This window comes from Paenibacillus sp. FSL K6-2859 (genome assembly GCF_038008265.1).
Lineage (GTDB): Bacteria > Bacillota > Bacilli > Paenibacillales > Paenibacillaceae > Paenibacillus_AQ > Paenibacillus_AQ nitricinens.
The window spans coordinates 4,120,438-4,138,306 of sequence record NZ_JBBOYU010000001.1; the positions used below are offsets into that span (position 1 = coordinate 4,120,438).

At 38.9% G+C, this 17,869-nt stretch carries 20 protein-coding genes and 2 pseudogenes; 6 read left to right on the forward strand and 16 right to left on the reverse strand.

Going from position 1 to position 17,869, the window contains the following annotated elements; genetic code table 11:
- Positions 1-116 precede the first annotated feature (116 nt).
- On the forward strand, positions 117-929 hold the full coding sequence (locus MHB64_RS18385) for a class I SAM-dependent methyltransferase (RefSeq protein ID WP_094878851.1): 813 nt from the start codon (positions 117-119) through the stop codon (positions 927-929).
- Between the two features lie 157 nt (positions 930-1,086).
- Here MHB64_RS18385 and MHB64_RS18390 read toward each other — a convergent pair whose 3' ends face one another.
- From MHB64_RS18390 to MHB64_RS18400, 3 genes are all read right to left on the reverse strand, one after another.
- Positions 1,087-1,341, reverse strand: coding sequence for a cold shock domain-containing protein (locus tag MHB64_RS18390; protein WP_341135100.1), 255 nt, complete (start codon positions 1,339-1,341; stop codon positions 1,087-1,089).
- Positions 1,342-1,695: 354 nt separating this feature from the next.
- Positions 1,696-2,097: a hypothetical protein gene (locus MHB64_RS18395; RefSeq protein ID WP_341135101.1), complete on the reverse strand. Its 402-nt coding sequence runs from the start codon at positions 2,095-2,097 to the stop codon at positions 1,696-1,698.
- A 257-nt stretch (positions 2,098-2,354) separates the two neighbouring features.
- Positions 2,355-3,122: a nucleotidyltransferase domain-containing protein gene (locus MHB64_RS18400; protein ID WP_094874698.1), complete on the reverse strand. Its 768-nt coding sequence runs from the start codon at positions 3,120-3,122 to the stop codon at positions 2,355-2,357.
- Between the two features lie 195 nt (positions 3,123-3,317).
- Here MHB64_RS18400 and MHB64_RS18405 point away from each other — a divergent pair, with 195 nt between their 5' ends.
- Positions 3,318-3,674 (forward strand): DUF3889 domain-containing protein, encoded by a 357-nt coding sequence (locus tag MHB64_RS18405; protein ID WP_341135102.1) that lies wholly within the window; start codon positions 3,318-3,320, stop codon positions 3,672-3,674.
- Between the two features lie 400 nt (positions 3,675-4,074).
- On the opposite strand, the gene MHB64_RS18410 is transcribed toward MHB64_RS18405, so the two are convergent.
- From MHB64_RS18410 to MHB64_RS18430, 5 genes are all read right to left on the reverse strand, one after another.
- Positions 4,075-4,989 (reverse strand): phosphotransferase, encoded by a 915-nt coding sequence (locus tag MHB64_RS18410; protein ID WP_341135103.1) that lies wholly within the window; start codon positions 4,987-4,989, stop codon positions 4,075-4,077.
- A gap of 93 nt (positions 4,990-5,082) precedes the next feature.
- Entirely contained in the window at positions 5,083-5,532 is a 450-nt protein-coding gene (locus MHB64_RS18415) for a hypothetical protein (protein ID WP_094874695.1), read from the reverse strand.
- Positions 5,533-5,696: 164 nt separating this feature from the next.
- On the reverse strand, positions 5,697-6,059 hold the full coding sequence (locus MHB64_RS18420; protein ID WP_341135104.1) for a pentapeptide repeat-containing protein: 363 nt from the start codon (positions 6,057-6,059) through the stop codon (positions 5,697-5,699).
- A gap of 74 nt (positions 6,060-6,133) precedes the next feature.
- Positions 6,134-6,487 carry a hypothetical protein gene (locus tag MHB64_RS18425; protein WP_341135105.1) on the reverse strand — a complete coding sequence of 118 codons (354 nt, stop codon included), beginning with the start codon at positions 6,485-6,487 and terminating at the stop codon, positions 6,134-6,136.
- A 67-nt stretch (positions 6,488-6,554) separates the two neighbouring features.
- A complete protein-coding gene (locus tag MHB64_RS18430; RefSeq protein ID WP_094878855.1) occupies positions 6,555-6,812 on the reverse strand; it encodes a hypothetical protein in 258 nt (85 codons plus the stop codon).
- Positions 6,813-7,394: 582 nt separating this feature from the next.
- Here MHB64_RS18430 and MHB64_RS33915 point away from each other — a divergent pair.
- The 3 genes and pseudogenes from MHB64_RS33915 to MHB64_RS18445 all read left to right on the forward strand — a co-directional run.
- Positions 7,395-8,147, forward strand: a pseudogene (locus MHB64_RS33915) (IS110 family transposase); the annotation flags it as partial.
- A 650-nt stretch (positions 8,148-8,797) separates the two neighbouring features.
- The gene (gene rsgA, locus MHB64_RS18440; RefSeq protein ID WP_341135107.1) at positions 8,798-9,871 is read left to right on the forward strand and encodes a ribosome small subunit-dependent GTPase A; all 1,074 of its coding nucleotides are present in this window, start codon (positions 8,798-8,800) and stop codon (positions 9,869-9,871) included.
- Positions 9,868-10,884 (forward strand): aminoglycoside phosphotransferase family protein, encoded by a 1,017-nt coding sequence (locus MHB64_RS18445; RefSeq protein WP_341135108.1) that lies wholly within the window; start codon positions 9,868-9,870, stop codon positions 10,882-10,884. The genes rsgA and MHB64_RS18445 overlap by 4 nt, the downstream gene beginning before the upstream one ends.
- Before the next feature lie 679 nt (positions 10,885-11,563).
- Here MHB64_RS18445 and MHB64_RS18450 read toward each other — a convergent pair.
- The 6 genes from MHB64_RS18450 to MHB64_RS18475 form a co-directional block, all read right to left on the reverse strand.
- Positions 11,564-12,364, reverse strand: coding sequence for an aminoglycoside 6-adenylyltransferase (locus MHB64_RS18450; RefSeq protein ID WP_280786363.1), 801 nt, complete (start codon positions 12,362-12,364; stop codon positions 11,564-11,566).
- Between the two features lie 71 nt (positions 12,365-12,435).
- On the reverse strand, positions 12,436-13,293 hold the full coding sequence (locus MHB64_RS18455; protein WP_341135109.1) for a GNAT family N-acetyltransferase: 858 nt from the start codon (positions 13,291-13,293) through the stop codon (positions 12,436-12,438).
- Positions 13,294-13,417: 124 nt separating this feature from the next.
- Positions 13,418-13,939, reverse strand: a complete 522-nt coding sequence (locus MHB64_RS18460; protein WP_341135110.1) for a phosphotransferase-like protein — start codon at positions 13,937-13,939, stop codon at positions 13,418-13,420.
- Positions 13,940-14,156: 217 nt separating this feature from the next.
- Positions 14,157-14,606: a DUF1569 domain-containing protein gene (locus tag MHB64_RS18465; RefSeq protein ID WP_341135111.1), complete on the reverse strand. Its 450-nt coding sequence runs from the start codon at positions 14,604-14,606 to the stop codon at positions 14,157-14,159.
- A 249-nt stretch (positions 14,607-14,855) separates the two neighbouring features.
- The gene (locus MHB64_RS18470; protein ID WP_094873032.1) at positions 14,856-15,311 is read right to left on the reverse strand and encodes a GNAT family N-acetyltransferase; all 456 of its coding nucleotides are present in this window, start codon (positions 15,309-15,311) and stop codon (positions 14,856-14,858) included.
- Between the two features lie 238 nt (positions 15,312-15,549).
- Positions 15,550-16,086 (reverse strand): hypothetical protein, encoded by a 537-nt coding sequence (locus tag MHB64_RS18475; RefSeq protein ID WP_341135112.1) that lies wholly within the window; start codon positions 16,084-16,086, stop codon positions 15,550-15,552.
- Between the two features lie 288 nt (positions 16,087-16,374).
- Here MHB64_RS18475 and MHB64_RS18480 point away from each other — a divergent pair, with 288 nt between their 5' ends.
- Positions 16,375-16,698, forward strand: a complete 324-nt coding sequence (locus MHB64_RS18480) for a hypothetical protein (protein ID WP_341135113.1) — start codon at positions 16,375-16,377, stop codon at positions 16,696-16,698.
- 85 nt (positions 16,699-16,783) lie between these two features.
- Here MHB64_RS18480 and MHB64_RS18485 read toward each other — a convergent pair.
- Together MHB64_RS18485 and MHB64_RS18490 are read right to left on the reverse strand one after the other, a co-directional pair.
- Positions 16,784-17,157, reverse strand: a pseudogene (locus MHB64_RS18485) (peptide-methionine (S)-S-oxide reductase).
- 249 nt (positions 17,158-17,406) lie between these two features.
- Positions 17,407-17,763 (reverse strand): NIPSNAP family protein, encoded by a 357-nt coding sequence (locus MHB64_RS18490; RefSeq protein WP_094873028.1) that lies wholly within the window; start codon positions 17,761-17,763, stop codon positions 17,407-17,409.
- Positions 17,764-17,869 lie beyond the last annotated feature (106 nt).

Below are 17,869 nucleotides of genomic sequence, written 5' to 3' on the forward strand. Positions count from 1 at the left end.
ATATGGAAGATTTGAGGTAGATGTATTCATAGAAAAATGGTACATTATTTGGGAATTAATAGTACGAAAGTCAGGATATTTAGGCTAATATTTTTATATTGGGGGATGGTACTTGCATGGACAAGAATTCTGTTTATAGAACAAATATTATAGGCGCTGGGGAGGTTGGTAGCGCTATCTCGGTCGATATGGACAAGAATGTTATTCATGAAACTAACAGTTTATTTTGGGATACAAAAGGAAATGATATTTTAGGAGCAACCGCACTTCCTTTATATGGAGCATTCGTCTCAGAAGAAAAATGCCAACTTTTTGGCGATATTTCAGGAAAAAAGATGCTAGAGATAGGCTGTGGAAGCGGTCAATCATTGCAATATCTCGGGGAACGTAAAGCATCTGAACTATGGGGTATAGATATATCAGAAAACCAAATCGAAAAAACAAGAGAATACTTATCAGATCACGGACTTTCAGCAAAATTAATCTGTTCACCCATGGAAGAAAAATGTGGCTTACCTGAAGATTATTTTGACTTTGTTTATTCGATTTATGCTATAGGCTGGACAACCGACCTTGAGGGTACTTTTAGCAGGATTGCATCTTACCTAAAAGTAGACGGCGTATTTATTTTCAGTTGGTCTCACCCTATACACAAATGTGTTGTTGCAGAAAATGATATGCTTGTTTTTAAAAAATGTTATTTCGATGAATCTTGGTATTCGGTAACTCTTAACGAAAGTACGCTAACATTATCTGACCGTAAACTATCAACCTATGTCAATGCGCTCTCAAAAGCGGGATTTATCATTGAGGAAATGATTGAGCAATCTGATGATGAACTTATTCAATCCCGGAACGATAACGACGATTTTGCGAAAAAAGCAAAGATGCTTCCTGTAACTTTCGTAATTAAAGCAAGAAAACTATAATTAGTAGTTGAAGATAAATGCCCGTTATTTGAATAAAGGCAGCCTATCATCTTGACTGATTGGCTGCCTTATCGTGTTTATATTGAACTATCGTCGCCTGTTAGCTTAATTATGATTCCCGAAAGTCCATACATTCATCAAGTGCGTCTCGATTCCTTCATTCCTCTAATATTTGCACATTCTTAGCTGTCCTGCGCTGAGAATCAACTATATCCGGAAACTCGAATAGGTCGAATGCAACTTTTTGACCCTCTTTAAGGAACCGAAAGCCGTCCGGTAACCTAATAGGGTCTGGTAGTATTTCGCTGAAGTGTACAAAAACATGGTTATCTTCCTGCCCGTCTAGCATTATCCGTCCGTAGCCTTGATCTTCTTTGTACCATTTGACAATTCCATATCTTCTTTCCGCCATCTAAGCACCTCCTCTGTAACTTTATGGTACAATCCATAATGTGCTCACATCGTGTTGAACAAGTTATCTTATTTGATTTTTTTCGGAAACCCATATACGAAAAGTATCATACCGAGGAACGCAAGGATTGGCACAAAGATATTATAGAAGAAGCTTGTAATTTGAGTACTTTTCCCATCATTCCACTTTACCACATCGTTCCAATTTTTTACATAATATTATTACTTAACCTAATGCTAATAATGGAACACTATAGCCCCACAAATTGTAAGGATTCTGCTGGCTATTTGAACAATAAAAAACAGCTGCCGAAGCAGCCGCTATTCTACTGTCGTTCTCCGCTAGCTTAATGATTTACTTTGCTTCGGACGAATCATATTGCTCTTTATTGAGAACTTCATGAATTATATTTGTTATGTCGTTAATTTTGCGGGAACAATATTTCAAAATAGGGTTAGCCCAATATTCGGGTCCAGTTTCTTCATCACCTATTTTCACTAAATTCAATGTATACGTACACGTACCCTCTGAACGCATAGCTGGATACCATCCTAAATCCAAAATCAAACCTGTCTTTTCATTTCTAAAATAGAATATATCCTCATGTAGCTCCCATACATAAGGAAATGAGTCGTCATGAAAGTCATCGGGATTAATTTCATAAAAATGATTCCATACGACAGTCCAATCTGATGGAATATTTAATGGCACCAATTGTAGACTCATTTTAATAACACATCCCTTAACAATCTTCATATTCAAATCTCCGTGACTTGTCCAAGTTATCCTGCCCGTTACTTCAATGAAAACAGCAGGCTACCGTAGCGGCTGCTCTTTAATGTGTATCATTCAACTAAAGTTCCCCGTTAGTTCAATAGTCTTATGTTTTAATTAGAGTCGCTGCTTATAGTTGTGAGGCTTGCCGAACACCTAATGCAGTGACGTCCCGACGGGCTTAGGGGGCTGGATGTGGTCACTCACTTCTCAGAGTTACCCGGAGCGTCAATATGGTGTTAGCCGAAGGAAGTTCTGGAAGCAGCCATTGCATTTAATGCGTTCTCAAAATAGCTATATACTTCATCTGCAATTCCCAGAAACTCTTCAACAAGTACATTACTATCCAAGTAACAAGCATACAGATAATTAACTAAAGCGGAGTCAATCTCACAATAGTTTAATATGGCATTCTTCATCTTAATAATGTCATCTTGCCATACACCTGTATCTTCTAAAACCAAAGAGTATAATGCACGAATTAATCTCTTAGAGTAACCTTTAATATATCTAGTTTTCATTGTGTTCTCATTAGCATTAGAAAGTAAACTATGTATACGATCTACTTCCTCCTTGGTCTCTGTATTTAAGTCTAAAATGAATTCAGGAGAAATAATTATCGGTGGTACTTTTTCACCAACGTCATGACCATATATGCAAACACAAATTATCTTTACCCAAAAACCCCACTCATTTGGTTTACTTAATACATCGTCAATCGAGCAAATTATCGTATCAATCTTAGTTACTACTGGATATTCTTCCAAAAGCCCGTCTTTAATATTTGACAATCTTTCGTAATCAATATCTTTGGGATTTACACATACAATAGTAAAGTCTGCATCTGACTTAAAAGGTTTAGCAGTTCCTTTTGGAATCGAGCCACACATATAAATGCTATGAATCTTACCTTTAAATTCGCTAAGTATATTATCTATATATTTATCAACAAAATCCTTATATTCACTTTGTATTACAATTCTATTTATAACTTTTTCTAATATCATATAGACTCCTCCTAAACTAAGAACTTCTTTCGGCTAACGTCTTTTTTGCGAACTTCGTAAATTCGTCATGACTTAAGTTATTCGCGAAATCATTCAACTATCCTGCCCGTTAGTTGAACAAGCGCGCTTTCTTTTTGTTACACAATATCTTCGTACTGTGCATCAGCTAACGGGAATAATTAATTATGAATACATTTGGATAAAGTAGGAGATATTACTGACAACTTCTCCAAATGGGCGGTTATTATGAAAAAATTAGTGATATTGTTTTTAGCTATGCTCATGTTTCCCACTGCTTCAATAGAGGCTGCGCCTGAATATGCAAAATGGGGTAAAATTGCAGTAGAGGAAACACAAAAACATTACAACGCAGCCATAATCGATTACAAGCACATCGGTCGTACTGAACTAACACCAAAAAAGTCTGAAGAGAAATTCAAACTATGGATTAGAAACAAAGTAGGTAACGAGTTTGGGGTTTTTGTAACAATCCAATTTGACCCGTCAACTGAAATAATTCAATCAATTCAGTTTTCTGAAACTAATCGCTAGATTTAATAAATCTCACGATAACGAGAAAAGTTAGTTCAATAAACCAATAGTGGTCTAGGCTTTTATATTTCATTTTAAGACAGCTGTTGGTTTTTATATTGGGACCCTCAAAAGAACTCTTGTGGAAATCGCTAGTGAGCAGTTTGCGTTATATGTGATATAAAACATCCACTTAACTTGTTCAACTAAACTGCCCGTTAGTTGAACAAATAAAAAACGACTGCCGAAGCAACCGCTATTCCACTATAGTGTCCCTTTAGCGCAACGACTTACTCTGTTGAATTTCGTGTTCCTCAACATAAAGCGACATCAGAGAAGGCGGATCGTACCTTATCGTGGCCTTTAAACGACAAAATGGTGCCGATAGGCATAGCCCCATAGCCGCAACGAAATAATGAGCCTAATCCGACAGTGCCCGCATGATGTTGGATTTCGCCTCTGCCGCAATCGCTTCATTCCTGTCATCGACCGCTTGCATTAAGATCAGTATGGGGATGTATACCGCGATCAGCCGCGCCAGCAGCTTCGTTTCCTCGTCCGCTCCTCCGTACGTTTCGAAAAACACGCCACGAGCGTAAGGTGGTAAAAAGCTATAAGCAACGCTCAAATCGCAAGCCGGATGGCCTACGCTCAGATCGCCCCAATCAATGATGCCGGAAACGATCCCGTTCTCATTCACAAGCATATTTTTGAAATGAAGATCGCCATGTAGCAGTGCATTCACCGCCTCGACACGGTCCTTTTGAAGCCTGCTAATATACGCTTCGATCACACCGTACTCCTCCGGCGACAAGTGTTCAACCACCTTCGATAGAAAGCCCTCCAATTTCACTTTGCGCGATGCTATGTCCGTCAAGTTTCGATGATCTTGCTGAACTCCGCACTTCAGCGCCGCCTGCACCGGAAACTCATGCAATTTCCGTAAAAATTTCGCCAGCGTCTCTGCCGATAAAGCCCGGCGTTCTTCCGTCAAACCGACTGGGAAATCTCCTGGCACGTAGGCATAGCCAAGAAATGGTGCCGGGTATTCATCACTTGCTTCGCCATAAAACAACGGTTTCGGATAGGGGATGGTCATATATGCCTCCAGCTTCGGCAGCAGCTTCCCTTCCATACGAATCGAGCCAACTGCAATCGTTCTTCTTGGAAACCGGAACACGTACTCGTCACCGATGAGAAAAACCGTATTGTCCCAGCCCCAGCCCAATCGCTTCACTTGCTTCGATGACAGCTGAGGGAATTGTCTGCCGATCAGCGTCCGTGCCTGCTCTTCGTTAACCTCCCACTCCGCATCCCATACATTCGTTCCTCCCATGAATTGTCTGCCTCCTCGTTCCTTACGTTATTTAGATGTTTACATTCCCTGGAAGTTACGCATAACTGCCCGTTAGTTGATTGCATATCAGTATTATTCTACATATAACCAGTCGAAATCATTATGCAAAATGTACTCTTCTGGTTCCAATTCTATTGCAAAACTTTCGCAGATTATATCTTGTTCTGCATATTCATTACCATTGTCTATACCCAAATAGATATGTAGGAGTTCTTTATGTTTTTGTGCTCGTTCGGGAACTCTTTGTAGGATACTTGAAGTTTTGATAACTGCGGAGCGGTAAAATTCACTCCATTCATCAAATTCCATCCAATATGGTAGTTTCGCATATACCACACCTGAAAATTTCAGCCTTGCTTCCCTTACTTTATAAGTAAAGCTATGCTCACTTCTGTCTACTCGCTCAATTACCTTAAGAAAGTAAAACTCAACGGTCTTGTTTTGGTGGTCAATAACGAATTTCTTTATGACTGAATCATACAGTTGTAAATCATCATTACCTTTGTAATCTTCAGTGTTCATATTTTCTCCTTATTTATCCATTTGATAAAAATGGTTATACTGTTTTGATTATACAACCCAAATCTATATTCCACTATACTGCCAGTTAGCCGAACAAAGGGCTTCCTCTCGGAGCCACCATCTCATCATTGAACTATAGTTTCCCAAGTTGAAGAATTGATTATTTATATTATCATGTCAATTAGATGTCGCTCTGTAAGGATAATAGAATGATATGTATTTTCTAAAAAGGTAATACCCTCTATAATCACCCCTTTGAATTCCGAACCATCGAGCGAATTACCTAACAAGACTGCACCTTTAAAAACACAATTGGAGAAATCACACGCTTTAAAATTAGAGTTCATCAGTGTAGAGTTTTCAAAATTAGAGCCCGCAAAGTCAACCGAAAACAAACACTCATCGAAGATTAAACCCGAAAAGTCAAATTCATGATAAGTACCTGCTTCGACGCAAATTTTGTGAAAGTGTCTGTGCCCATTTTGAAGCATATCTAAAAATTCGGCTTCCGTAACTTCTCTTTCCATTGATATTCCCCCATACCAACTTTATACAGTAAAAGTTCTACATGGCTTCCATATTAACCTGCCCGTTAGTTCAATTAGAATGGGTTTTCTCCTTTTACAAATGGAATAGAGATTATGTAAATTGAACCAATAAAAAGAAACCAAAAAAATTTTGATTTCAGACGTTGCTTAAAGTAGATAGTATTCTTCATAATAAATAGTCCAGTAATAACCGTGTATAGTACAAAAAGAAAGTAAGAAACTCCGAACCAATTAACCCAAACATTACCTATAAATTCAATTCCAAAACTCTCATAAATTTCACTTGCTACATTTACAGTAAGTAACAAGCCAATAGCCAAAAAAACAATTGATTCAAGCAATATAACAACATCTTTTTTTAAGCCTTGCATAACCTCATCTCCTTTTAAAAACACAGTAATCCACATCGACAGCCTTCTCCTGATCTCTATTGAGCTATCGTGTCCCGTTAGCTTAACATGTTGATGGTCTGTACTATTTGATTATCTTATTGGCTATCTTATTGGCTATCTGAACGCATTCTTCTTGCGATTTCTCAAACAGGTTCCCGCAGCATTTCTGGAAAACAACATAGATGTACTGTCCAAGGTCACCAATTCCGCATTTTCTCTGGTTTTCATTGATGAAGTTGTATATTTGTTTGACCTCATCATTGTATTCATCGTCCAATAGTGGATGAATCTCGTTGGGATTCCACTCCTTAATCATGTCCTGAATTTTTTGATACAGCAACAATTTAGCCCTCCGTTCTTTTCACTAAAATTCTTCGTTGTTTAATCTCGGTTTTTATTTTACTTTATTTTCGTTGGGAATAATTCCGAAAAATTCGTATACCAATCAGTTCCTTTGGATTTAATCAGTGCAAATGCTTCTTTAAAAGCTATCTCTGTATTCTCCTACACTGGCTCGTATCATGTCATCGTCATCTAATTTAGATAAATCCATTACGGCATCGTCTATTTCGTCATCTCGTGAAGTTTTGTCATAAACAACGGTTATCAATTTTTCTTTTTCAGTTCCTGTAAAAATTATACAATACTAATTGCATAGGTTTGAACTAAACTACCCGTTCGTATTATGAGATCAACCAGTTCTTTCTGGTTGATCCTTTTTTCATTTGCTTTAAGAATTAAGGTAGCCGGGTCGAACGTACCTGCCCGTGGGACTTGATCCCGAGCGCTATAATGTTCACCCCTACTTGTCATGACCATGATTGAGGCTGGTTGGGACATGAGATCCCGTATAACAAGTGATGCTATGGAGCGACAAGAGGAAATCACAGGGGCTGCCGGTAAATCTAAATTAGGAAGGTGAATCGAATTTCAAACTGTTCTTGTTCAAGTTTTCCCTACGTACAAAGGTGTTTTCGGGGACATCTATTCTAACATTTCACTTCGATTTTTAAATGAGTTTCCAACTTCAAATTTGGTATTGCAATCGGACGAAGAAATGCTAAAGTCCAAATTCACAGAACTACTTTCCTCAAGACGAGGGCGGTCAGAGAATTGGATCTGTGTGCGAGTTACGCGTCTATTAAACGCGGCAAAACAAAATCCTTTTCTGCAGACTATGTACTCTAGTCACATGGTTAACCTGAGAGTTTTGATTTCGCTCATTCTTCAGTACCAAGAGCATCTATCTCGATTGGAAGAGAACATAGATGCTCTCACTGAAGAAATGGAAGAATATGATTTAATCCAGTCGATTCCCGGTATTGGTCCTAAAATTGCTGCAACCATTTTATCGGAAATTGGAGGAGTCGACCGTTTTGATCATCCAAAGAAACTAGTAGCCTTTGCAGGCATTGACCCGAGTGTATTCACATCTGGAAAGTTTACGGCAACACGGAATCGAATTACCAAACGTGGTTCTCGGCAACTTCGTTATGCGCTAGTTATGGCCGTCCAGTGTGGACTCATCCGTTCTCGTAATCTGCGACTTAAAGATTTTTATGATCGCAAAAGAGGCGAAGGAAAGCCACATAAAGTAGCTTTAATTGCATGCGCAAATAAGCTGGTTCATTGGCATTATGTCCTTAAAAGTAAAAAATCCTTCCGCATTGCCTGACCATTTTATATTGGTATTACCTTCCAAAATAAAGGGATTGGAGGGTTATTTGACATGCCTATTTTTTACTATACCACATGAATTAAGTTCATTTTACTGGTAATCTTGACAAGCTATTAGCTGGTATAGTCGAATGATGAATTATTAGTATTCAATGAGTATCTTGTCGATTTCTGCAATTTCGCTGATCTTTGATATACCATCGCCGTTTCCTTCAAACAGCTTGAGGAAGCGTTCACACTGACTTTTAATGTTCGCGGGTTCTTGATGAACGGCAGACTCGATGAAGCAGGCCGACAAACTGGGCTGTCATGCATTGATTTTTTTTCCATAATAGGTTATTTTATAGAAAGCTTAGCGATAAGCAAGTTCCTGACACGAAGGGAGATGTGTTTTAATGGCAACTACTTATATGGTGGTTTGGTCTTAAAACTGAATAGTAGGCATACGCGAAAAAAGCGGGGAAACGCTCCCTATTATTTGGTATGCCATCCGAAGTAACCTTTCGTGAATATTGCTGTTTGCAGGATACGATGAAGGTCGTGTCTTTTTTGCGTCCTGATGCCGCGTGACAGCAGCTTCTTTAGAGGCTGCTTGTCCGTGGCATTTTTGCGTCCAAAAACAACATTAAAGGAGCTAACAAAAAAACTATGATGAATCTGAAAACCTATGGCTATACAGAAATAGAAGCAATTCCCGACGGATTATTGCCCGGCAGGGTGACAGAGCTTCGGCGCGAGCGCTTCACGCTCATGACCGAGCGCGGCGAAGTAACGGCGGTGCTCAAAGGAGCATTCTATCGCAACGTGGAAACACGCGTAGATTTTCCGTGCGTCGGTGATTTCGTCTTGCTGCACTACAACGAGAGCGGAGATTCGCTCATCGTTACTGTACTGCCCCGCCGTTCCAAGTTCTCACGCGCAGATTACTCAGGGCATGCCGTAGGTTACGCCAAAACCGTACGGGAACAGGTCGTTGCAACCAACTTTGACTATGTGTTCATTCTTTCTTCTCTGAATTGGGATTTCAAGGTTACCCGCATCATGCGGTACCTGACACAAGTCAGGCAGAGCGGCAGTCAGCCAGTCGTCATTCTGACCAAGGCTGATCTCGTTGAAGATTATAATCTCCCGCTCGCAGAAGTTACACAAAGTATCCCTGATGTGCCAGTCCATGCGATCAGTAGTCATACCGGCCTGGGGCTGAACGAACTCGCTAACTACTTGATGCCTGGTAAAACAGTCGTCTTTCTCGGCATGTCCGGCGTCGGTAAATCGTCTCTGCTTAATGCATTGATAGAACAGGACGTAATGAGAGTTCAGGAGATCCGGGAGGTTGATAGCCGGGGGCGGCATACGACAACGCACCGTCAGCTATTCATGCTCCCCTCCGGTACGATGGTCATCGATACGCCGGGAATGCGTGAGCTCGGGCTTTTTGATGCCGGCGAAGGCATACGCGCAAGCTTTACCGATGTGGAGGAATGGTTCCCGCAATGCCGGTTCGCAGATTGCCGCCATCAGAGCGAGCCGGGCTGTGCCGTTCTCGCAGCGCTTGCCGACGGCTCATTGCCGCTTGAACGGTGGGAGTATTATGTTGCCCAGCAGCATGAGCACAAGTATGTCCAGGATAAAACAAGCTACCTCATCGACAAGAGGGCTCGAAATAAAACGATAGCTATGTCAAGCAAGCAAACGAAGAAAAATGGAGGATGGAAAAAATGAATATTAAATTTGAAACGCTGATCTATGCCTTAAGCCGACAGTTCAAGAAGGATATTAACTCGGCTGACTTCCAAACTATGTCGTTACAGGGTGGAACTGTAGGAAATGTGCACCTGGTAAACGGGATCGCCGAAACAGCGGATGGTGAAAAAATGCCGTACCATATCGTGCTGAAAATTCAAAAGAAATGGGAACGTTACAACGATCCGAATTCCTGGCGCCGGGAATATGATCTCTATATGTCTGACTTGGGAACGACGTTCTCGGATACCTTCCGCTGGCCAACATGTTACCATGCGGAGATGAACGCCGAAGAAAATGAATTTCAGCTGTGGGTGGAATATATCGATGGCGTAACCGGTTTAGACTTAACCGGTGACATGTATGAACAGGCCGCGCTGGAGTTAGGCCGTTATCAAGGCAAGCTGTATGCGGAGAAGCCCGCTGTGCTGCAGAGCCTGACAAACCTAAGCCATGCGGATCTCATGAAGAATACGTATTTGCATTACCGGTCGTGGCCAGTCGTCTACAATTATATACGCTCGGAGGACTGTGAATTCCCGCAGCACATGCGGCAAGTGCTCATCGACATCGATGAGCACGCAGATGAGATACTCGCCCGCATCGAGCAGTTGCCCATAGTGCTATGCCACCGGGACTTCTGGGTGACCAACCTGATCTATGCCGACGGGAAAATCGCGCTCATCGACTGGGATACATGCGGATGGGGCTACCTGGGTGAGGATCTCGCAAGCTTGATTGCGGATGAAGCGGATATCGAACACATGGTCGAATACTACCAACGATGTATCCCTGCGTATTACAAAGGTTTTTCGGAGTATGCAGATGCATCCCCTATCGCCGATAATTGCGTCTTCGAAATGATCCTTCTCATATTCGGGTACAGGCTTGTAGAGTGGTATCTCCACACAGAGGACGATGACGAGAAAACAAAGTGTCTTCATACACTCCAAAAAATCCATGAAATGAAGACCAGCCCTACGCAGGGTTGACTCTAAAAAAAGAACTCCGAAACCCCTTATATATAATGGGTTTTCGGAGTTTCTTTCATTACTCTCATTCGGTGAATCGACAATGGAAAAACAGTCTCTTTCCATCCGCTATTAAGATGTAAAAGCCCCCAATCTGCTGCATGGCTTTTAGACAAGATGACACCTTCCTGCCACCAAGCTATAAATTTAGAAGCTAATAGGAGCCAGTCGATGGAATGTAGACTATTCCCCTTGCCAAACTTCCGCATGCACTTGGCATATTCCTAAAAAAACTAATGAACTCTTCCTTCGAGTACGATGGAATATTGTCTAGATGGGACTCACCATACAACAAGATACTCTGCTCCTTGATCGTGTACAGGGTGAACAGGTCTAATTGATTTTCCGTCCAGACGGATTCGCGCTTTGTTCCCACCATAAGCCACTGCCCTTTTCACCATTCAACATATTAATCGTAAGAAAGGCACCTTCAAGCATATCGTTATAGAGGTTGGGGATTTGTCTATCGACGGATCTTCTAAGAAGGGATGATCTATAATTGGATCTTTGTTTGTTTAAAAGTTCGATGTGTATGGCCGAAACTATAATACTACATAAATGCAATCCTATAGCTATCAGTATAATACTAGCGTTTCCGTACTTATATATCTGCGATCACTCACAATAGCCCATGTAATGCTTATGGGTTGGTATCCGCTAAACTTTCGCCTTCTTTAGATTGTAATAGCATGACATGAGCCTCTGCTACGGCATTACGAAACAACTTGTCTGTCAATTCGATGCGATCCACTATATCTTCTACGGTTTTTACACCATATAGCTTTTCCAAGGTTAGTACCACTTCGACAGGAAAATCCCGAGATGCATGAACCAAGAAGCTGTCAGCTTGGAATGGTGTATAGATTATCCGAAGTACATCTACAAGTGGATTCACAACATACTTATGATAGTAAATCAACGACTCTAGAAAAAGCCCGCGTTTTGTATATTTAACAGCTCGGTTCCTTTGACTGTAAATACCCTGAGCATGTAACAATTGTGATTGAAGTTGTGAATGGTGAGTCGTATGATCAACGTTTTGATACTTCACGATACCTGTCTTATCTATCAATATAACTGGTACGACGGTTTTGTCTTCGTTAATGAATAAAACAGGGACACTCTCACTTTGGATCGTCACGTCAACTAAGAGACTATCTGCTGACTCCTGTAGGTGGTAAACCTTGTAGCGGTTATTTGTGGGTCGACCGGTTTCTTCATAAGCAATATCTACTTCTCCTAATTGACGCATGCAGGCATCCAATCGGGTGAATGCAGCATCTATGTAGCCTTCTTTCGCATAGCACACCAAATCGATATCAGAATACTCGTCCAAAGTTTTAGTACCATCTGAACCCTCTAGCCAAATAGCTAAAATATATTCTTCAATTCCAAGGTCTGATACAATTGCGTTTAGAATGGTCTCACGGTTAATCGTCATAGCTAAACCTCCCCTGTATTTTCATCTAATAATAGTTTTATCACGGGTTCACTTCTGTCATTTTGGAAAGTTTAATAATTGAATCTTTTCAAATAATCACTAATTATACTCTGATCCTGATGCCACCATAACATTGGAAAATCATATTTTTTTGCAAACCCTAACTTTTTCGCTAGCTGTATCGATCGTTCATTGCCAGCGTCACAATTATAATTCGGCACTAGATTATGGTTCAGGCAATGTTCGATAAATGCTACACTCGTGAGTGTTGCTAGCCCTTTATTCTGGTATTCATCCACGGTTACGATATCGATATCTGCATACCCTCCACCTACAAAATAAGAATTACAAACACTTGCAAAATCATCATTCACCATAAGACAGTAACCAAATCCTCGATCCGCAAATTGTTGTGCCGAACTCCATAGCGAATCATAAGAAGCGTCCATTTCATTCTTGTATTTATCGAATAGCGCTTTATCCATCCGTTTCATAACAAATTGTTCTGGCAATGCGTTTAGTTTTTTTAGATGTTGGAATTTGGATAGCTGGAATGTAAAAGAAGATCGGTGCAATAATACAGTCTTTCCCGCTAAACTTTCGCTAATTTGAAACAGTAGTTCCGGTGTTGAAGCATAAAGATCGTAGTATTTTGAATGATTTTGATCATTCCGCAAAAATTCAACTACATCACTCATGAAGCATTCATTGTCGCCCCTCTTAACCAAAAGATATTGTCCATATGAATTGATAATAAGACTGCAGGTAGGATTTTCGTTATGATCAACGAACACTTTTCCAGATTGATTTCGCTCAATTACGGAATATGCAAACACAGGTTCATATGCAAGATTTTTCAACAGTGGCAGAACGTGAGCGTAGTTTTCTTTAGATAATTCTATCATTTCATCTCTCCCTTCAAATTTCATCTTTAAATAAGCTCCTTGTTAAATTAACCTGAACACAGTTGAACAAATAAAAACGGCTGCCGAAGCAACCGCTATCATACTAACCTTCCCCGTTACCGGAATGTGTCACCTCGGACATAATAATTCAAACTTCATCTTCAAATATACTTTTTAAAATCAAATCTGCGCATTCTTCGGAAGTGTTTAAATGTGTGTTGACTTTACAATTATACCGGATATCTTTTGCCATGATTTTGTGTTGCCAATCAGACTGGTCTTCGGTTCTATTTTCTCGTGCAATATTTCTTTGACGGCAAATGTCTAAAGGGCAAAACACATCAACAATGTATAATGGGTACCCGGAAAATATATTGTTCACTTTTTCATAATGTGGTTTCAACTCAGGTCTATCTACCATAATGCCATCAATAAGCACATTTTTACCAAGGTCAGAAAATAATTTGGCTGTATGATACATCATGATAATTGCTTCACTTAAATACTTCCAATAATCTTCACGAAGATAACGTTCACCTATCATTTCTTCAAAAAGGTCATTGGCAACAACATAAAAAAATTCATGTGATTTTAACTGTAAAGCATCTACTATTGATGTTTTTCCAGAACTCGTAACACCGTTTAAAAATACGATTCTACCCTTGTTCATCCTGTTAATACCCCTTATCAATTCAATTAGTTCCATTTTAATATTCAAACTTCAAATATGGAAATAAAAAACAACTATAATTGAACTATACTACCGTTAGTGAACAAATAAAAAACGGCTGCCGAAGCAACCGCTATTCCTCTATCGAGTCCTGTTAGTACAACGAAGCAGTGTTACTGCACTAAACTGAACAATTATTAATCATTGTGAAAAAATACTAAGCACCAAATTGTCTTAAATGATGGTCTAGATGTTTATAAATCCCTTTACCCCATTGCTCAGGAGTAAACTTGCCAAAAAAAGGATGCGGATGGGATGAACATTTCTCCGGACCGTTTCTTTGGAAAGTTAAAATCTTTTGTTTCAGTTTTTCTTTTTCTGTCATAAAGTCTCTTTCATCTACAATAAGTATGGTCGGAATTGTTGACATATTGTGTGGTACCGGCTTGTCATTATAGAAAATAGAATTCACGAACCTTCCTATTAACCTTCCTAGCCAATATCTAGGGGGAAAGGAATTTCCCAATGCGATATCTTGAAATGCTGAGCAGTGAGCCAACATTTGAGCAACATTCATTGTTCCCCATTGTGGTTTTGAATTTGGACTTAAATTCTCGATACGGTTCAGTATTTCTGCTGTATGCAATTCATTGTATATATTTTTCATAGGCACGCTCCATTAAATTTAATCCTTCATAATCTAGAATCTTCTAGCTTGTCTATTATATTCATGATTGCATCCGCATAACTCGACAATATGCTGTCAATCTAATACTTACCATTTTCCATCAATCTATCCTTTGCTCACTATCCTGCCCATTACTTGAACAAATAATAAACCGCTATTCTACTAATGTGATCCTATACACAATAAGAAAGGACCAAAGAATGGTCCTTTTGAAATACTATCCATCTGTCACTCGGTTATATTTTTAATAACTGCCATTTCCTTACCGAACCTGTCACCATTATCAATAAATCCCAAACTCGAGTATAAATTATGTGCTCCCAAATTTTCAGGATGATAACCAACAACAATTTTTTTTGAATTCGATAATTTAACCATCTCTGAGATCATTAACTTAGTTGCAGCTTTACCTATACCCTTGCCTTGGAATTTCTTATCCACCATTATTCTATAAACCCAATAACCATCAAGTTCTTCTTGAACAGAATTGTACATTAAAAAACCAACCACTATGTCTTTAAAATAAATAGCGTATGGCTTTAAAGTAGGCTCAAACTTTGACTGAGCTATTGATATGGCATTAGGTTCCATGTATTCTTTTTGTTCTGTTGATACCTCTAATTTACAACAGTCGTACCAGTTTTCTGCATTTAATTCTACGATTTTTACATTTTCTTTAACCATAATTTTCCCCTTTCAAAATTCGGGGAAACACTAAACAACTTTGTTAATTAGTTGTTATCCCCTTGAAGTCATTAATAATATAAATTCTTTTATCTTTCATAATGAACGCCTCCTCTAACAACTATTGCCTAAAATTATATCAATGAATTTTAGACTTTTTAATTATACCATTTTCTCTATTAAATTCCTTCTTAAAATAAATTGTGCATTCTTCAACTATCGTATCCCGTTAGTTCAATCAATTTCTACTTTCTTCTTCAAATTCCTTGATTAACTCTTGAGACCTTTTCATTGCTTCTTGCCTATCATTTGCTGGTGCTGTAATCATATGTCCGTTTGATGGGGACCACTGGTCATTATCATCCATAACTTTAATTGTAAATCCAGAAAATTCATCATCAGTATATACCCAACCGTAAGTGAAAATATTAGGCTCTATTCTACCTTTATCATCTATGATTCGAAAACCGGAGAAAATGGTTGTGAAATTATGACCATCGTAATGCAATTTTAATTCTGTTCTATCTTTAGGAATTTGAGGAACCTTACTTCCTTCAAAATTAATAACGCCTGTAAAGGTTTTTTTGCCATTTATATGATTTTGCAATTTCCCATCAAGATGTACTTTTATGCGCTCGATTATGCCTTCCGTCCCTAGTTGATAATAAACACCATTTACTGTCTCTGAGTACCGCTTAGGTGTGAAGTACCAAATAGAAAAGATACTTACGAACATTGAAATCATCATAAGTAAAATAGCAATTTTCCGCTTCATTACACACCTCCTTTATCTCCCCAGTATCTTCCTTTAATAAACGTAATCCTACTAACTAAGTTGCACTATCCTGCTCTTTAGCTTAATGCCGTTCCCAATCTAGTTCTATATAAACGACTAAGAGCGTTGAGTGCTTTGCTTAAAAATTAAATTTTCTCGGTTGTATTCTAACCCTTTAAAACTCTTATTTTAGTGAAGGCAAGAATAGAAGGTTTGATTAGGGGTACTCAGATCTTCTCATTTTACCCCCTTGCCTAATAATTTATTTTAGAAAAGGAGTTTATTAATATGGCAGTTAACTTTAACATTCGATTGGTAACATTTATCCCTCATGACAAAGTAGATTCTCCAGTACAGTATGGTTTACCCGCCTACGTTGCATCATTTAAAGGAAATAATCGAGGTTTTGACAAGAATACTGCAAACACCGAAAACTTTCGTACCGCACAGCAGATAAATGTACAATTTTCGAATACTGGTGGAAGCTGGACCTCCTTTAAGAATATCGGAACAACTACTGCATATCACTTTAATAATACGACTTTAACCACAACGACTCACACTGCAAAAGCTTCTGATGCAGGTTTGACTGTCACGCGAACTTTGAACTAAGCTGCCCGTTAGTTGAACAAATAAAAAAACGCTGCCGAAGCAATCGCTATTCCACTAACGTGTCTCGTTAGCTTAATATTCTCCCTTACTTATACCTACTTAATATTTCTTCTGGAATATGACAATAATCATTTGGCTAAGAAACGCCTTCGCCTCTTTTAAGTGTTCAAGCTTTTCACTATATACTCCTGTTCTATATTTCTCGCCAACGTCCTGTCCTTGTTTATTCAAACTGTATGGATCAATGATTTCAAATAAATACCCCATTAATTCCCTGATCGTTACAACTGTCGGATCAAATCCTGTTTTTACAGATTCAGCGTACCCATCATAATCACCCTCAAGTGTATGACTTGTTCCATTAGCTCTTCCTGCTTCTGTAAACTTAACTCCAGGTAAAGTTTTTATAAAAGCTTGTACTTCCCATAAACATCCACCTGCAAAATATACTACTTCCATATTGATTCTCCTCTTCGTTTAAAAAACAAAAAATTCATTCCAACTAAATAGGAAGAAAAAACTGTAGTTACTAAGTCTACTACACATTAAAATAATGACAAATTTTCTTATTCCACATTATGTACCGATTGATGAACACAAATTAAACAACACTGTTTAACTAACCTGCCCGTTAGTTGAACAAATAAAAAACGGCTGCCGAAGCAACCGCTATTCCACTAACGTTTCCCGTTAGCTCAACGTAATTCATTATGTAAGAATAGTTTTTTCTCTCGGTACTGTCGTTTCTATAAATTCCTCTTTTATCTTGTCCTTTATAAATCTCCTTATGTTCTCACGCCCGATTTTATCGAACCAAGCCTGCACTCGCTTTACGTGTTCTTCATCACTTTTCACTAGTGATTCAATCTTCTCATAATCTTCGTAACTGTCATATTCCCAAATAGCAAATACCTCCACCACACCGTCTATTTCCTTGGTTGACCATCTGCCAACTAATCTTGAACCATATTTTAACTGTGCAGGTAAGAGTGTTTGATTAAAATGTTCATTAAAATCATGTACTATCTGAGGGTCAATTTTGTATGTCTTTCTACGATAAATCACGCATCCATCATCTCCAATAATCAAGTATTATTAAGCTTCTATTATAATAATAGCAATCCATAAATTCCATCTTTTTCCGTTATCCTGCCCGTTAGCGTAATGGGAC

What these genes read in the sequence shown, in the direction of transcription:
- MHB64_RS18425 (WP_341135105.1), bottom strand. Translation starts at nt 6,487, where the DNA reads ATGTGGATTACTGTGTTTTTAAAAGGAGATGAGGTTATGCAAGGCTTA.
- MHB64_RS18465 (WP_341135111.1), bottom strand. Translation starts at nt 14,606, where the DNA reads ATGAAAAATATATACAATGAATTGCATACAGCAGAAATACTGAACCGT.
- MHB64_RS18390 (WP_341135100.1), bottom strand. Translation starts at nt 1,341, where the DNA reads ATGGCGGAAAGAAGATATGGAATTGTCAAATGGTACAAAGAAGATCAA.
- MHB64_RS18395 (WP_341135101.1), bottom strand. Translation starts at nt 2,097, where the DNA reads ATGAAGATTGTTAAGGGATGTGTTATTAAAATGAGTCTACAATTGGTG.
- MHB64_RS18400 (WP_094874698.1), bottom strand. Translation starts at nt 3,122, where the DNA reads ATGATATTAGAAAAAGTTATAAATAGAATTGTAATACAAAGTGAATAT.
- MHB64_RS18470 (WP_094873032.1), bottom strand. Translation starts at nt 15,311, where the DNA reads ATGGTTAAAGAAAATGTAAAAATCGTAGAATTAAATGCAGAAAACTGG.
- MHB64_RS18445 (WP_341135108.1), top strand. Translation starts at nt 9,868, where the DNA reads ATGAATATTAAATTTGAAACGCTGATCTATGCCTTAAGCCGACAGTTC.
- MHB64_RS18420 (WP_341135104.1), bottom strand. Translation starts at nt 6,059, where the DNA reads ATGGAAAGAGAAGTTACGGAAGCCGAATTTTTAGATATGCTTCAAAAT.
- MHB64_RS18450 (WP_280786363.1), bottom strand. Translation starts at nt 12,364, where the DNA reads ATGACGATTAACCGTGAGACCATTCTAAACGCAATTGTATCAGACCTT.
- MHB64_RS18455 (WP_341135109.1), bottom strand. Translation starts at nt 13,293, where the DNA reads ATGAAATTTGAAGGGAGAGATGAAATGATAGAATTATCTAAAGAAAAC.
- MHB64_RS18460 (WP_341135110.1), bottom strand. Translation starts at nt 13,939, where the DNA reads ATGAACAAGGGTAGAATCGTATTTTTAAACGGTGTTACGAGTTCTGGA.
- MHB64_RS18415 (WP_094874695.1), bottom strand. Translation starts at nt 5,532, where the DNA reads ATGAACACTGAAGATTACAAAGGTAATGATGATTTACAACTGTATGAT.
- MHB64_RS18475 (WP_341135112.1), bottom strand. Translation starts at nt 16,086, where the DNA reads ATGAAGCGGAAAATTGCTATTTTACTTATGATGATTTCAATGTTCGTA.
- MHB64_RS18385 (WP_094878851.1), top strand. Translation starts at nt 117, where the DNA reads ATGGACAAGAATTCTGTTTATAGAACAAATATTATAGGCGCTGGGGAG.
- rsgA (WP_341135107.1), top strand. Translation starts at nt 8,798, where the DNA reads ATGATGAATCTGAAAACCTATGGCTATACAGAAATAGAAGCAATTCCC.
- MHB64_RS18480 (WP_341135113.1), top strand. Translation starts at nt 16,375, where the DNA reads ATGGCAGTTAACTTTAACATTCGATTGGTAACATTTATCCCTCATGAC.
- MHB64_RS18410 (WP_341135103.1), bottom strand. Translation starts at nt 4,989, where the DNA reads ATGGGAGGAACGAATGTATGGGATGCGGAGTGGGAGGTTAACGAAGAG.